The sequence below is a fragment of the Streptomyces sp. NPDC001970 genome, assembly GCF_053594115.1.
Genome location: NZ_JBSFDW010000051.1, coordinates 1 through 14,618 on the forward strand (window position 1 = coordinate 1; position 14,618 = coordinate 14,618).

The 14,618-nt window shown below is 69.5% G+C and carries 12 protein-coding genes and 3 pseudogenes; 12 read left to right on the forward strand and 3 right to left on the reverse strand.

Annotated elements, in window-relative coordinates; genetic code table 11:
• Window positions 1-105: 105 nt before the first annotated feature.
• A pseudogene (dnaE, locus tag ACWCP0_RS37635) lies at window positions 106-2,885 on the reverse strand (DNA polymerase III subunit alpha); the annotation flags it as partial.
• A gap of 400 nt (window positions 2,886-3,285) precedes the next feature.
• On the opposite strand from dnaE, the gene ACWCP0_RS37640 reads away from it, so the two are divergent.
• The 10 genes and pseudogenes from ACWCP0_RS37640 (at window position 3,286) to ACWCP0_RS37685 (ending at window position 10,721) form a co-directional block, all read left to right on the forward strand.
• Window positions 3,286-4,149: an NAD(P)-dependent oxidoreductase gene (locus tag ACWCP0_RS37640; RefSeq protein WP_451083249.1), complete on the forward strand. Its 864-nt coding sequence runs from the start codon at window positions 3,286-3,288 to the stop codon at window positions 4,147-4,149.
• Window positions 4,150-4,197: 48 nt separating this feature from the next.
• Window positions 4,198-4,938 (forward strand): YoaK family protein, encoded by a 741-nt coding sequence (locus ACWCP0_RS37645; RefSeq protein ID WP_451083250.1) that lies wholly within the window; start codon window positions 4,198-4,200, stop codon window positions 4,936-4,938.
• A 211-nt stretch (window positions 4,939-5,149) separates the two neighbouring features.
• Window positions 5,150-5,284 carry a hypothetical protein gene (locus tag ACWCP0_RS37650; protein WP_451083251.1) on the forward strand — a complete coding sequence of 45 codons (135 nt, stop codon included), beginning with the start codon at window positions 5,150-5,152 and terminating at the stop codon, window positions 5,282-5,284.
• Window positions 5,285-5,382: 98 nt separating this feature from the next.
• A complete protein-coding gene (locus ACWCP0_RS37655) occupies window positions 5,383-7,017 on the forward strand; it encodes a Na+/H+ antiporter (RefSeq protein ID WP_451083252.1) in 1,635 nt (544 codons plus the stop codon).
• Window positions 7,018-7,315: 298 nt separating this feature from the next.
• A complete protein-coding gene (locus ACWCP0_RS37660) occupies window positions 7,316-7,492 on the forward strand; it encodes a hypothetical protein (RefSeq protein WP_451083253.1) in 177 nt (58 codons plus the stop codon).
• A 144-nt stretch (window positions 7,493-7,636) separates the two neighbouring features.
• Window positions 7,637-7,765 carry a hypothetical protein gene (locus ACWCP0_RS37665; RefSeq protein ID WP_451083254.1) on the forward strand — a complete coding sequence of 43 codons (129 nt, stop codon included), beginning with the start codon at window positions 7,637-7,639 and terminating at the stop codon, window positions 7,763-7,765.
• Window positions 7,744-7,929: a cytochrome ubiquinol oxidase subunit I gene (locus ACWCP0_RS37670; RefSeq protein WP_451083255.1), complete on the forward strand. Its 186-nt coding sequence runs from the start codon at window positions 7,744-7,746 to the stop codon at window positions 7,927-7,929. The genes ACWCP0_RS37665 and ACWCP0_RS37670 overlap by 22 nt, the downstream gene beginning before the upstream one ends.
• Window positions 7,850-8,140 (forward strand): cytochrome ubiquinol oxidase subunit I, encoded by a 291-nt coding sequence (locus ACWCP0_RS37675; protein WP_451083256.1) that lies wholly within the window; start codon window positions 7,850-7,852, stop codon window positions 8,138-8,140. Before ACWCP0_RS37670 ends, ACWCP0_RS37675 begins: the two co-directional genes overlap by 80 nt.
• A gap of 430 nt (window positions 8,141-8,570) precedes the next feature.
• Window positions 8,571-8,988, forward strand: a pseudogene (locus ACWCP0_RS37680) (SbtR family transcriptional regulator); the annotation flags it as partial.
• A 224-nt stretch (window positions 8,989-9,212) separates the two neighbouring features.
• Complete coding sequence (locus ACWCP0_RS37685) at window positions 9,213-10,721, forward strand: MFS transporter (protein WP_451083257.1); 1,509 nt, start codon at window positions 9,213-9,215, stop codon at window positions 10,719-10,721.
• Window positions 10,722-10,776: 55 nt separating this feature from the next.
• Here the strand turns inward: ACWCP0_RS37685 and ACWCP0_RS37690 are convergent.
• Together ACWCP0_RS37690 and ACWCP0_RS37695 are read right to left on the reverse strand one after the other, a co-directional pair.
• A pseudogene (locus tag ACWCP0_RS37690) lies at window positions 10,777-11,301 on the reverse strand (MarR family winged helix-turn-helix transcriptional regulator); the annotation flags it as partial.
• 494 nt (window positions 11,302-11,795) lie between these two features.
• Window positions 11,796-12,341, reverse strand: a complete 546-nt coding sequence (locus tag ACWCP0_RS37695; protein ID WP_451083258.1) for a MarR family winged helix-turn-helix transcriptional regulator — start codon at window positions 12,339-12,341, stop codon at window positions 11,796-11,798.
• A gap of 140 nt (window positions 12,342-12,481) precedes the next feature.
• On the opposite strand from ACWCP0_RS37695, the gene ACWCP0_RS37700 reads away from it, so the two are divergent.
• Window positions 12,482-13,045 (forward strand): NADPH-dependent FMN reductase, encoded by a 564-nt coding sequence (locus tag ACWCP0_RS37700; protein WP_385426642.1) that lies wholly within the window; start codon window positions 12,482-12,484, stop codon window positions 13,043-13,045.
• Between the two features lie 327 nt (window positions 13,046-13,372).
• Complete coding sequence (gene egtA / locus ACWCP0_RS37705; protein ID WP_451083259.1) at window positions 13,373-14,617, forward strand: ergothioneine biosynthesis glutamate--cysteine ligase EgtA; 1,245 nt, start codon at window positions 13,373-13,375, stop codon at window positions 14,615-14,617.
• Window position 14,618 lies beyond the last annotated feature (1 nt).

The following is a 14,618-nucleotide window of genomic DNA, read 5'->3' on the forward strand; positions in this document are numbered from 1 at the left end:
AGTTGTCTGCGCGTCACGCTCGTCTTCCTACCGGATCCGCCTTCCAGGCGGATCCGGATCGGCAAGATTGATCACGACCTAACACAGGCCCTAGTGCCAACTACCGATCCCAGTCACAAGCACGCTCTGGCCCGTGTGCAGCGCCTTGAGATGGGCGGCGTCGGTGGCGCCGATCTCGCGCAGGAGCCGGTGGTGGTGCTCCATCAGGTGCCGGGAGACGTCGATGCCGAGGACCTCGAGCTCGGCGCCGAGGGCCTCGCGGCCGGTCATCTCGGGCAGACCGGCGGGCTCGGCTACGTACTCCTGGCCGTTGTCGATCGGCAGCTGCCCGGCACCCGTGGTGCGGCTGCGGGTGTGCTGGTGGAGCTCGTGGATGTGCAGCAGCAGGTCGCGGCGGGTGAGCGGGCCGGCGAGCGTGTCGAACGCGCCGATGGAGGCCAGCCGCTCGGCCGTGGGGCGGGACGGGCGGGCCCGATGCCACAGGTCCTGCAGCGACTTGTACGGCTGGTCGGCCACAAGCCGGGCGACCTGGTCCTCGCTGATGGCCTTGATCCCGGACAGGGACAGCCGCACCCCGAACCTGCCGTCCGCGACCTTCTCGATCACGTACGTGGCGCGGGAGCGGTCGACGTCGACCGGCAGGACGGGAACGTCGTGGCGGCGGGCGTCGGCGACCAGGACGCGCTTGGGCCACATGCCCGGGTCGTGCTCGAGCAAGCCGGCGTACAGGGCGGCCGGGTGGTGGGCCTTCAGCCAGGCGGATTGCAGGGCGGGGACGGCGAAGGCAACCGCGTGCGCGCGGCAGAAGCCGTTCGCGCCGAAGGCCTCGATCGTCTCCCACACCTGCTCAAGCACGTCGGGTGTGTAGCCGCGGGAACCGGCCTGCTGCATGAACCAGGCCCGCAGGCGCGGCATGCGCTCTTCGTCGCCGAGGGCGCGGCGGGCGATCTCGGCGAGTGCCCGGTCGCAGCCGGTCAGGATGGAGATCATCTCGATGATCTGCTCGTGCCAGATCACCACCCCGTACGTGTCGGCGAGCGCCGGCTCGAGGTCGGGGTGCGGGAAGGGCGGCGGGTTTCCGTGGCGGGCGGCGATGTACTGCTCGGGCATGCCGCCGGCGACGGGGCCGGGCCGGAACAGGCTGATGTCGGCGATGACGTCCCGCGGGGCTGGAGCCGGCCGAGCAGGTCCTGCTGGCCCGGGCTCTCGAGCTGGAACATCCCGATCGTGTCGGAGGCCTGGATCATTTTGAACGCGAAGAAGTCGTCCAGCGGCACCTGGGTGGGGTCGTCCAGGTCGATGCGCCGACTGGTGGTGCGCTCGATCTCGTTCACGGCGTGGGCCATCGCTGACTGCATCCGCACCCCCAGCACGTCGAGCTTGATCAGGCCGAGCTGTTCGACCTCCTCTTTGGCTGCTTGCACCATCGGGAACTGCCTGCCGGGGGTGGGCTGCACCGGCAGCCGGTCCAGCAGGCTGGTGTTGGTGAGGAGCACTCCGCACGGGTGCACCGCCATGCCGTGTGGCAGCGCGTCCAGGCCCTCGGTGAGCTCGAACAGCGGCCCGAAGCGGTCGGCTTCGGCAGCGAGCCGGCGCAGCTCGGGCAGCTCGGCCAACGCGGCACGGATGTCCATCGCCCGGATGTGGGGGAACGATTTTGCGATCCGGTCCACGTCCTGGGGCGCGATTCCCAGCGCGAGCCCGGTGTCGCGCAGCGCGTGCCGGGCCCGGTAGGTCTCGGGCATGCCGGTGACCGCGACCCGCTCGTGGCCGAACCGGTCGAAGATCCGCCGGTAGACCTCGAGCCGTCGCGCGGACTCGACGTCGATGTCGATGTCCGGCAGCGACGCCCGGCGCACGCTGAGGAAGCGTTCCATGAGCAAGCCATGATCGAGTGGGTTGGCGGTGGCGATGAACAGGCAGTGGTTGACCATCGACCCTGCCCCCGAGCCGCGGGCGGCGACCCGGATTTTTATCTCCCGCACATCCGCCACCACCTGCGCGACGGTGAGGAAGTACGTGTCGTACTCCAGCCGCCCGATCACCGCGAGTTCCTGATCCAGCCGCTCCCGCGCCGCGACGTCGCGGTCCAGGCCGCGGCGTACGAGGCCGGCCTCGCAGCGCTCCCGCAACAGCCGCGCCGCATGCCCCGGCCCGCCGTCCGCGCCGACGACCTCCGGCTCGGGGAAGTGCGCTGCGCCCAGCCCCAGATCGGCCGCCGGGTCCAGCCGTCACTCCGCGCCCGTACGAACCGTCTGCTCGAGCAGCTGTCCCGCCCGCTCCGGGCCGGCCCCAACGGCCTCGGCGATCCGGACCGCGGCCGCGGCCATCGCCTCCGGGCCCTTCAGCCACCGCTCGCCCGGATCGAGCTCGTCGCGACGGCGGAAGTCGATCGGGCGCAGCAACCGCGCCGCATCCAGCACATCCGCAAGCCGGTGCTGCCCGGGATCGGCGTAGCGAACCGCGTTCGACAGCACCACCGCCACACCGAGCCGGTCGGCCAGCTGCAGGGTGCGCGCGGCAAGCCGCAGCGACCCCGGCCCCGTCCCGTCCAGCCCCTGGTAGACGACCTCCAGCCGCAGCGACGACCCGAACAGCTCCCGCCACGGGACCAGCAGCTGCTCGGCCACATCAGGCCGGCCGGCCGCGAGCGCGCGCACCGGCTCGGACACCGGGCCCAGAAGCACGGTCAGCCCTCGGACGGCATGCGCACGCAGCGCCGCCCAGTCCGCCACCGGCAGCCCGTCCGTGGCAGAGGTATCGACGTGAGCCGCCGACACCAGCCGGCACAACCCCGCCCACCCCTTCTTGTCCCGGGCGAGCAGCGTGATGCTCAGCGGCGCCACCGGCACATGGGCGCCGCCGCGCGCCGGCGTCCTGCGCCGCATCGGCTGGCACACGTGTTTGATCACGGATCCAGCAAAGCCGCCGCACCCGGCTCAATGCCGCAACGCCGAACAAGGGATCTCCGCCCTACCTCGCCGGGGCTGCGGTCACCGCCTGGACGAACCGGCTGACGCCGGCCCGCCCGAAGTGCTGCCCTCGCAGTGGCGGCTTCAGGACCGGATCCGGCGCCTGCTCGACCCGTCGGCGGAGGCCGCCGAAGCTGGTCGCTACTTCGCCGCAGCGCCTGGATCAAAGGGTGCCGTCGATCCTCCAGTCGCCCCATCTGGTACTTGACCGATCACCGACTTGCTACTCGTGAAGGCGCTTGCGCTCCTTTGCCGGGAAAGACTCGGCTTGCCGGTGGAACATGGGTAAGGGGAAACAGGTAAGGGGTTCTCCATGGCTCACGCTTCCACCGTCGCTGTTCTCGGAGCAGGCGCACTCGGCGCTGCGATGGCGACGCGGCTCGGAGATACGGGCCACCAGGTAAGGCTGTGGAACCGTACGGAGGAGAGAGCCCGTGCGGTGGCGGAATACGCTGCCGGGGTCACGGCAGTGAGCGCGGTGGGCGATGCGGTCTCCGGCGCGTCCGTCGTCCTCACTGTGCTCCGTGACGGCGATGCGGTCGCACAGGTCATGTCGAATGCCGTCGGTCGGCTCGACAACGATGCCGTCTGGGTGCAGGCGAGCACGGTAGGGCCACGGAGCGCCGCTGCCCTGGCCGGTCTCGCTCGTGATCACGGTGTTGCGTACCTCGACGCACCGGTTTCGGGAAGCACCGCTCCCGCTTTGCAGGGGAAGCTGGTCTGGCTGGTTGCCGGCTCCGAGGATGTCCTTGTGCGGGCGCGACCCGTGCTCGACGATCTTGGCTCGTCCGTGCTGCATGTCGGGACGGGGACCGAGGGCAGTGCCGTCAAGCTTGCGGTCAACGCCTGGATGGCTGCCTCGACGGTTGCCATGAGCGATGTCCTTGCGCTGTGCGACGCTCTCGGCGTCGACCACGCGACGTTTGTCCGGGTGCTTGAGGCGGGCCCGCTCGCCATGCCGTACGAGTTGCAGAAAGTAGGCGTCATGGACGACGGCTCCTATGCGCCCGGATTCGCGGTGCAACTCGCCCTGAAGGACATCGACCTGGCCGCGGCGGCCGCCGCCCCCAGCCCGCTGCTCCGGGCCGTCCGAGACCGCCTGGAGGCAACCGTCGCAGCCGGGCACGAGGACGAAGACCTCGCCGCCGTCGACTACCTGAGGAAGCCGCCGCCGTAGTCCGCCTGCGGGCCGTCGTTCACCGAGGCCCGTTGAGGAAGGCACCGCATGCGCAGACTGCTGACTGATGCCGTGCATACGCTCGTCCCGCCGCGGGACGACCCTCATGGCCCGCTCCCGCCGCTGATGCTCACACTCACGGTGGTGACAGGGCTGGTCGACGCGGTGAGCTATCTGGGACTCGGCCACGTCTTCGTCGCCAACATGACCGGCAACGTCGTGTTCCTCGGGTTCGCACTGGCCGGCGCCTCGGGGCTGTCGGCCCTCGCCTCCGTCACCGCCCTGGGCGCCTTTCTCGGTGGTGCGCTCGCCGGAGGTCGGCTGCACGCCCAACTGGGCACCCACCGCGGACGGCTGCTCACCCTCGCCACCGCGGCACAGGTGCTGTTGGTGGCCATGACGGTGGTCGTGGCTGCGACCACCGACAACAAGGTGACTTCAGGTGTCCAGTACGTGCTCATCGTGCTCCTCGCCCTGGGCATGGGCGTGCAGAACGCGGTCGCCCGGCGCCTCGGCGTCCCGGACCTCACCACGACCGTCCTCACCCTGACCCTCACCGGACTCGCCGCCGACTCCAGGACGGCAGGCGGCACAGGACCGCGGCCCGGCCGTCGTGTCCTCTCCGTCCTGGCGATGCTCCTCGGTGCCCTCATCGGCGGCCTTCTCCTCCTGCACGTCGCCCTGTCCGCAGCCTTGGGCCTTGCACTGCTCCTGCTCGTCGGCACCGCCGTGTCCGCCCGTCGGCTCTCGGCTTCCGACGCCGCATGGACCCGGCCTCCCACGTCGTGACTGGCGAACGGGAGCAAGCACCATGATCAATACATCTAGGACCGTAGCGTCGATCGAGGCCAACTGGGGGCGGGCGTCGGCCCGAACGCCGCTGTCGATCTTCTACTTGGTCCTGCGATGTATCGGCTGGTCACCAGGCATGCACTGCTGGAGAACGCGGCTACTGATCGCGTGGGATTGGAAAGACTCAATCTGGCCTAAGGAGGTAGCTGTGCACACGACGACGTTAGGCAGGTCCGGCCTGAAGGTGTCCCGCATCGCGCTCGGCACCTGGCAGCCGGGCGGGGACTGGGGAGGCTTCGCCGAGGAGGAGGCCAGGGCCGCCATCCGCCGGGCCCAGGGCTGAACCGCGCACCTCTGCGGCGTGCCCGGGCCAGGGCTGCGCCACGGCTCCGAGGAGCACCAGGAAGAGGGGTGCCCGCCCCATAAGGAAGGCGGTGCCGAATGCATGGCCTGGAAGTCACCGTGGTGATCCTCGCGGCTGTGGTGGCCATGACGTGGCTGGCTCGCCGCCTGCGCTGGAACGAGCCGGTCATGCTGGTGGCGGGCGGCTGCCTGCTCGGTCTCATCCCGGACTTCCGCACGCTGGTCCTGCCTCCCGAGGTCGTCCTGCTGCTGTTCCTGCCTCCCCTCCTCTACTGGCAATCGCTGACCACCTCGCTCCGCGAGATCCGGACGAACGTGCGCGGCATCATGCTGCTCGGCACCGGACTGGTGCTGGCCACGGCCGCCGCCGTGGCTGCGGTGGGGCACGGGCTGGGCCTGTCCTGGCCGCTCGCCTTCGTCCTGGGCGCCGTCGTCGCTCCCACCGACGCCATCGCCGTGGCTGCGGTCGCCAGGGGCCTGCCCCGGCGGGTCCGGACCATCCTGCGGGCGGAGAGCCTGATCAACGACGGCACCGCGCTCGCCCTCTTCGCGGTGGTGGTCGGTGTCCTCGTGGAGGGACAGGCGTTTAGCTGGTGGGGCACGGTCGCGCGCTTCCTGCTGACCTACGCGGGAGGGGTCGCGATCGGCGCCGCCTGCGGCGCCGTCGTGGTGGCGCTGCGCAGACGGTTGAACGACCGCACGGTGGAGAGCGCCCTGGCTGTGCTCACCCCGTTCGCCGCCTATCTGCCCGCGCAGGCCGTGGGCGTTTCCGGTGTCCTGGCGGTGGTCACCTGTGGTCTCATCCTCAGTCAGCTCGGCCCCAGGGTGATCGGCGCGGGCGCGCGCGTGCAGATCATCGGCTTCTGGGAGGTGAGCACGTTCATTCTCAACAGTGCCCTGTTCGTCCTGGTGGGCATCCAGACACCCGCCATCGTGAGCGCGATCAGCTCCGTCTCCCTGGGACATGCGGTGGTCACCGCCTTGCTGGTCAGCGGCGTGGTGATCGCCACGCGCCTGCTGTGGCTGTACTCGGTGCCGTACCTCATCCGCGCCGTCGACCGCCGCCCGGTCCAGCGCACGCTGCGCTCTGGCGCCCGGCAAAGGTTCCCCGTCGCCTGGAGCGGGGTGCGCGGGGCCGTGTCGCTGGCGGCCGCCCTCGCCGTTCCGGCCACCACGGCCGCAGGCCGGCCACTCGAGGGACACGGTCTGCTGGTCTTCGCCGCCGTGACCGTCATCCTGGTCACGCTGGTCCTCCAGGGGACGACCATGCCCGCGGTGGTCCGCTGGTCCGGACTTCGCGGCGATCCCGACGAGACCGCAGAGGAACGCCGCGCCCATCGCCAGATCGCCGCCGCGGCGCTGGAGGCCCTTCCCGACCACGCCGGCCGCCTGGATACACCGCCGGAGACCGCCGACGCCATCCTGGGCGAACTGCGCCAATACGCCGCCGAGGACGCGCGGGCGACCGAAACCACCGATCCCGGCATGCGCGCGGGACTCGAACTCCGCCTCGCCCTGATCGGCGTCAAGCGCAGCGCCCTGATCCGTCTGCGGGACGAGCGCAGCATCGACGACATCGTCCTGCGCCGACTGCAGGCGGGGCTGGACAGCGAGGAGATCAGGATCGAGCTGGCCCTGCACGCCCTCACCGACCAGTCGCACCCACCGGGGGACGGCACGGTCGATCCGCGTGGCCAGGCCCCGGGGGAGTGAGCGACGTGTGGGCTCGTCCGACAACGCTCGCGCCTACACCAAGACGACAAGTAGCGGCATGGCTCGGGCCTGGGAGCCCACCGCTGGGTAACGTTCGGGGATCCTTCGGTGTTTCTGAGCCCACATGTGGAGTGTTCTCCTGGTCAGGGCCGTGGCCAAGCGGCCGTGTACCAGCTCGTGCATTCGAGGATCGCGGTGGCAGCGTGCAGTGAGCGGGGCCGGCATGTAGGGAAGCACCCCCGCACGGGCCAGCAAGGCGGCGTCCTGATAGGGATCCGTCGGCCTTCACCTGGGCACTTTGCTGCACGTCCCGGAGGGCTCCTACCTCGACATCTCCGGCCTTGGCGTGCTGGACATCGCACGCGGCTACGAGCTTGAGGTACACCGGGCAGAGTCGCTGGACGACCTCACCGAATACCTCAGAGCCGGGACGACAGCGACCGGTCCGCGGCCGGTGGAAATCCTCGAGCGCTGACCGAGCGACAAGGCCACAGCTCCCGTCGGCGGCCACGAGCGCCCCGTCCTCCGGCGGGAGGTTAAGAACGAGCCTCATACCCCTCGTCTTGCGAATCGTGCGGTTGCGCAGGAACAGGGCATGCCACGCAGGAATGGACTTGAAATGAAGAACCCCACCAACATGCCGATCGGTGACTTCCTGACGCGTCGTCTGAAAGAAGTCGGCGTCGGTCATCTATTCGGCGTTCCGGGCGACTTCAACCTGGAGTCGTGCCCTTTGGTGTTGCCCTGACGACGTTCATGCTCATCGTGCATTTCCGAGGGCTGCGCAAGGGAGATGCAGAGGCTCTTCTGCTCGCGCGGAGATGGTCGAAGGTTGCCGCTGTCCTGTTCGCCGTCGGCGCGATCACGGGCACGGTCCTCTCCTTCGAGCTGGGCACCCTCTGGCCGGCTTGATGAAGAACTACGGGGCTGCCTCGGCTTCCCGTTCGCGATCGAGGGCCTGTTCTTCTTCCTTGAGGCCATCTTCGTAGCCATCTACATCTACGGCTGGGACCGGATGTCGCCCTGGGCACATTTCTGGTCCGGGAGTTCCCGTCCCGCTGGCCAGCCTCGGTGGAACAGCCGCCGTCATCGCTGCCAACAGCTGCATGAACAAGTCAGGTGAAGGGCCCTGGCGCCGGACCGGCCGCACGCTCGTTCCCCGACGTGCCGCTCCGCGACTCGTCGCGAAGATGGCGAACGCCGAGTACCCGGCCGAACCGAGCGAGCAGATGGGCCCGGCCGCCGCGGGCCAGGCGGCGGTGGTTCATCAGCCAGCCCAGAGTCCGCTCGACCGGAGATCGCAGCCTGGTCGAGGTCGGCGCCGAGCCGGTCCGCGGTCTGTGCCGGCGTCCGGGAAGGAACGCCCGCATCCCGGCCCCCAGTTGCGTTTCACCGATGCCGGGGGCCAGCTCCGCCGGGGTCAGCGTCTGTCTGGCGTGAACGTTCGTGAGTCGGAGCTCACACTTGAATCTTCATGTGTCGTTGCCCTAGGGTGTGACATGAAGGTTCAAGTGAAAGGGCGTCCTGTGTGACTGCCGTGGGTTTTCCGCAGTTCGGTCATGGATCGCACGGTGCGGGCGGCGGAGGAGACCCTCGCGGAGAGCGGCGATGCTGGAGCGTTTCGCGCACGTTGCCGCCGACGAGCGGATCAGTGCCCTGTGCCCGATGGTCTCCAGCACCTTCGACGAGCATCACCCCGACCTGGAGGCCGCTCGGGAACGAGCCGAGCGGATCGTCGGGGAGCTCATGGACCGGGCCAAGGCGGCCGGTCTGCTGCGCACCGATGTCGGCGTCGGTGACCTGTTGGTCGCCGTGACCCAGCTCAGCCGGCCCCCGGCCGGCACGGCCCGCTTGAGCGTCGACCGCTTCGTGCACCGTGATCTTCAGCAGTTCCTGGACGGGCTGCGGGCTCCGGCCCCATCCGTCCTGCCGGGGGTGGCCGTGACCATGGAGGACCTGCGCCAAGCCTGACCTGCACCGAGCCAGACCTGACCGGACCGACCGGTTCAGGCCGGACGAGCACCGCGCGAGCACCGATGTGACCCGACCCGACCCGGCCGATGGGTTCGGCGCCGTGCCGGGGTCGTCACTCGCGACGAAGCCGTCGGCCGTCGACGTGGACGAGCCGTTCCCTCACGCCCTCAGTCACCTTCAGCCAGCCTCTTTTCCTACGAAGTCCCGAAGTGGATAGCTCCATGCCTCGAACAGCCTCCAAGGCTCCCGGCGACGCGCACGCCAACCGCTGGAAAGCGCTTGTCTTCATCGCGCTCGCCCAGCTGATGGTCGTCCTCGACGCCACCATCGTGAACATTGCCCTGCCCTCCGCCCAGCAGGACCTGGGCATCTCCGACGGCAACCGGCAGTGGGTCGTCACGGCCTACGCCCTGGCCTTCGGCGGTCTGCTCCTGTTCGGCGGCCGGGTGGCCGACCTGTGGGGCCGCAAGCGCGCCTTTGTCATAGGCCTGATCGGCTTCGCCGCCGCCTCCGCGCTCGGCGGCGCGGCGACCAACGGCGCGATGATGTACGGCGCCCGCGCCCTCCAGGGCGTCTTCGGCGCCCTGCTCGCCCCGGCCGCGCTCTCCCTGCTCGCCGTGATGTTCACGGACGCCAAGGAGCGCGCGAAGGCGTTCGGCATTTACGGCGCGATCGCCGGTGGCGGCGGCGCTGTCGGCTTCATCCTCGGCGGTGTGCTCACCGAGTACCTGGACTGGCGCTGGACGTTCTTCGTCAACATCCCGTTCGCGATCGTCGCGGCGGCCGGCGCCTACTTCGTCGTCCGTGAGCCCGAGGGCGGCCGCAACCGTTCCCCGCTCGACAGCCCCGGCGTGGTCCTGTCCACCCTGGGCCTGGTCTCGCTGGTCTACGGCTTCACCCGCGCCGAGTCCGACGGCTGGGGCGACACCACGACCATCTCCCTGTTCGTCGCGTCGGTGGTCCTGCTGCTCGCCTTCGTCCTCACCGAGGCCAAGGTCAAGGCCCCGCTGATGCCCCTGCGCGTGGTCACCGACCGCAACCGCGGCGGCGTCTACCTCTCCCTCGGCATCGCGGTCATCGCGATGTTCGGCTCCTTCCTGTTCCTGACCTACTACCTGCAGGTCGTGAAGGGCTACTCGCCGATCAAGAGCGGGTTCTCCTTCCTGCCGATGGTCGCGGGCATGATGGTCGGTTCGACCCAGATCGGCACGCGTCTGATGACCCGCGTCCCGCCCCGGTTCCTGATGGGCCCCGGCTTTCTGGTGGCCGCGGTCGGCATGTTCCTGCTGGTGCAGCTGGAGACCGGCTCGTCGTACGCCTCGACCGTCCTGCCGGCGCTGGTGCTGCTCGGTCTCGGCATGGGTACGACGTTCAATCCCGCCATGTCCCTGGCTACCCTGGGCGTCGAGCCCCGGGACGCCGGTGTCGCCTCCGCGATGGTCAACACCTCGCAGCAGGTGGGCGGCGCGATCGGTACTGCCCTGCTGAACACGGTCGCCACCTCCGCGACGACCTCGTACGTCAAGGACCACATCACCGGCGCCGCGACGAAGCCGCAGCAGCAGCTGGTCCAGCTGCAGGGAACGGTGCACGGCTACACCAACGCCATCTGGTTCGCCGTCGGCATGCTGGTGCTCGCCGCGCTGATCGTCGTGACCCTGGTCAACGCCGGCCACGCGGGCAGCGAGAGCGTCGAGGACGAGGTGGCGGTGCCGGTGATCGCCCACTGAGGCACCGGGTCCCCCTGAGTCGTGGACGCGCATCCCGGGCCCAGGCTCCCTGAGTGAGCTCCGCACCCGCTTCGTTCGGCTGAAGAACCTCGGCGACGATCTCCATGATCTCGCCGAGGGTCTTCTGCTGCTCTGGGGTCAGCCGCTCGAACAGCGTCTGGCGCACGGCGGTCATATGGCCCGGCGCGGTGCGCCGCAGCACCGCCACACCCTCGTCGGTCAGCACCGCGAACTGGCCCCGCTTGTCGAAGGAGCAGTCCTCGCGGCACACCCAGCCGCTCTTCTCCAGCCGGGCGATCGCGTGCGAGAGGCGGGAGCGCATGATCTTCGCGTTCCTGGCCGGCTCGGTCCCCGGGTGGCCCGGGGCCTCGACGTGCTGGACGAGGAGACCGTAGTAGTAGACGTGCGGCATCCCCGCGTCGCGCTGCATCTGGCGGTCGAGGTGGTCCTCGAGCAGGGTGGTGGCGTGCAGGTACGAGCGCCAGACGCACTGCTCCTCGTCGGTGAGCCGGCGGTGTTGCGGCGCGGCAGGGTCGGATGCCGTGTCATGGGTCGGGGGTTGAGACTGGTGGGCTCGCATGTTGCGGTGTCGCGTATCACGAGCCGCTTGACGCGTCGGGCACGGTGAGTGATCGCTTGGGCGTCGTGGCGGCCGCGAGCGACTACCCAGAGCCAAGCAGCCGAGGAACTCGGCCCGGATGAACCCGATGTAGCCGTCGAAGGCAGGTGGATCGATCTTCTTGAGTTCGTCAGCGAGCATGCTGGGCTCAGCCAGGGCTTCGTCCTCGCGGTCATCCGGATCGCTGAGGATCTCGGACTCGCTGACGCGCGGGCCGTAGTGTGCAGGGGAAGCAGCCACAGGTCGACGGAGGAGTCCATGCCTCGCCCTGTGGAAGGACGTAGTAGACCGTGCCTGTGTCGGGTTCGATGCCGAACGATCATTGCAGGCCATTGATCCGGCATCGGCTCTCGGCTCCGCCACGCCCGGACGGGGAAGGGCATCGCCACCGTGGCAGCCGTTGTCCCGGTCGATGCGGGACGCCGGATGCCCGGCGTCGCTCGCATCGGGGTCCGTCACCGGGTGGCGTCACGGTGTGGAAGCCGCTGGGCGGTGTCCTTGCTGGGGCAGGCCTGCTGCTCCCGGCGGTCGATCCTCTCGCTGATCTTCTCGGCGGCGGTGCGCAGACTGTCCAGTTCGGCGGGGTCGAGCACGTCGTAGACGAGGTCGCGTACCCGGGCCACGTGCCCTGGGGCGGCTTCGGCGAGATGGGCGTAGCCGGCGTCGGTCAGGATCGCGTGGGTGTAGCGGCCGTTGGTGGGGTCGGGTTCGCGGCGGACGAAACCCCGGCGCTCCAGCCTGCTGATCATGTGGGAGAGACGGGACTGCTCGGAGTTGGCGAGGACGGCCAGGTCGCTCATGCGCATGCGGCGTCCCGGCTGGTCGGACAGTCCGGCGAGGACGTAGTACTCGATGTAACTGAGGTTCGCGTCCTGCTGCAGCTGCGCTTCCAGGGCGGCGGGCAGTCTGTGCAGCATCCGGCCGAACTGCTGCCATGTCTCCAGCTCCGCCGGGGTCAGCCAGCGGCGCTGATCGTTCGGGTGCGGAGGCTGTTCAGGCATGCCCGGAGTCTATCTGGCATGAACGTTCACGAGTCGCGGCTCACACTTGAATGTTCATGTGTCCCTGTCCTAAGATGTGACATGAAAATTCAAGTGAAGTGGCCGGCCTCGCATCGGCGGCCCATCAAGGAGAAGACCGCATGAGTGACCTGAAGATCGCCGTCATCCTCGGCAGCACCCGGCCCGGCCGCAACGGCAAGGTTGTCGCGGACTGGGTGGTGGACCGGTCCGGCGCCCGCACCGGCGTCGAGTACGAGCTGGTCGACCTTGCCGACTACCCGCTGCCCCACCTGGACGAGGCCATTCCGCCGGCCATGGGTCAGTACCAGGGTGAGCACACCAAGGCCTGGGCGGCCAAGATCGCCGAGTTCGACGGGTACATCTTCGTGACCCCCGAGTACAACCACTCCACCTCCGGCGTACTCAAGAACGCTATCGACTACCTGTACGGCGAGTGGAACAACAAGGCCGCCGCCTTCGTCTCCTACGGTTCTCTCGGCGGCGCTCGGGCCATCGAGCACCTGCGGGCCGTGGCCAGCGAACTGCAGCTGGCCCACGTGCGTCAGCAGCTGTCTTTCTCGCTGTTCACCGACTTCGAGAACTTCTCCGTCTTCAAGCCGGGCGAGCAGCACGACGCTGCCGCGACCACCCTGTTCGACCAGCTGGAGTCCTGGGCCCGCGCCCTCAAGACGGTCCGGGTCTGACGCCTCGCCCCTCGGAGGGCGGGCGACGGGAAGACCGTCCATCTGAGGTGCGTCCCGGAACCTGACTGCGGTCAGGTTCCGGGACCGCACCCGGGAGTCCCACTGTCTGCGGAAACGTCTGAGCCTGGAGAAATGGCCTGTGGCAGCCGAGAAGGCGAAGCCGCAGGCCGGCGGGCATGCCGTCGCTCACCTCGCTCCAACCCTGCGTATCCCGTGCGCCGCGCCGGACGGCGAGTTCGAGTCTGCCGTGCCGACTGCCCTCAGCGTTCGCATGCCGACCTCCCATACATCCGAACCGCATCAGCCTGTGCGAGAGGAACAGAGACCGTGACGAGTGGACTGACAGAGGAGGAGGCGGAAGCGTATGTGCACGGTGTGTGTTTCAAGACCGGCCCGCCCGAGCGGACCGGGGTGGAGACGGAGTGGCTGCTCCAGGACTTCCGCGACCCTGGACTGCCGGTATCCGTCGACCGGTTGAACGCTGCCCTCGCGCCGGCCGAAGTCGCGGGCGCCCTATCCGGAGGCAGCAGGATCACCCGTGAGCCGGGTGGGCAGGTGGAGCTGAGCTCTCCTGCGGCCCTGTCCCTCACCGCGTGCGTCGAGGCGATGGCCGCGGATCTCACCGTACTGCGCGAGGCCGTCGAGAGGGCCGGCCTGATACTGGTCGGCCAGGGTCTCGACCCGTACCGCGAACCGCCTCGCATACTCGACCATCCCCGCTACCGGGCCATGGAGAGGTTCTTCGACCGCGAGGGCCCCTCGGGCCGCGTCATGATGCGGCGTACCGCCGCCGTCCAGATCAACCTGGACGGCGGGGACGAGTCCCACAGTTTCTCCGGCTATCGCTACCGCTGGGAACTCGCCCACCGTGTCGGCCCCGTCCTGGTAGCCGCCTTCGCCAACTCCCCGATCGTGGACGGCCGGCCCAGCGGATGGCTGTCCACGCGGCAGGCCGTCTGGTCCCGGATGGACGCCGGCCGCACCCACCAGCCCCGCTACCACGCCGACCCCCGCGTCTCCTGGACCCGCTACGCGCTCGACGCGAAGGTGATGTGCATACCGGGCGACGACAACGGCGACTGGACCGCGCCCCCGGATCTGACCTTCCGTGACTGGCTGCGCGGCACACCAGGACTGCGGCGGCCGGCCCTGGCCGACCTGGACTACCACCTCAGCACCCTGTTCCCGCCGGTCAGACCGCGCGGCTGGCTCGAACTGCGGATGACCGACGCACAGAACGGCGACGACTGGATCGTGCCGACCGTGCTGGCCGCGACCCTGCTCAACGACCCCGCTGCCGCCGATGCCGCCTACGCGGCAACGGAGCCGCTCTGCCAGGACATACGGCCCGTCCCCTCCGACGACATCTGGCAGCGGGCGGCTCGCATCGGCCTGGCCGACCCGGACCTCGCCAAGGCGGCCCGCGCCTGCTTCGCCGCGGCCGACAGCGCCCTGGCGCGCCCCGGGGCCTCCGCGGTCCTGCGGCAGGCGCTGGCCGATTTCGCCGAGCGCTACCCAGAACGTGGCCGATGCCCCGCCCATGACCAACTGGACGCGCTCCGCCGCACCTGAC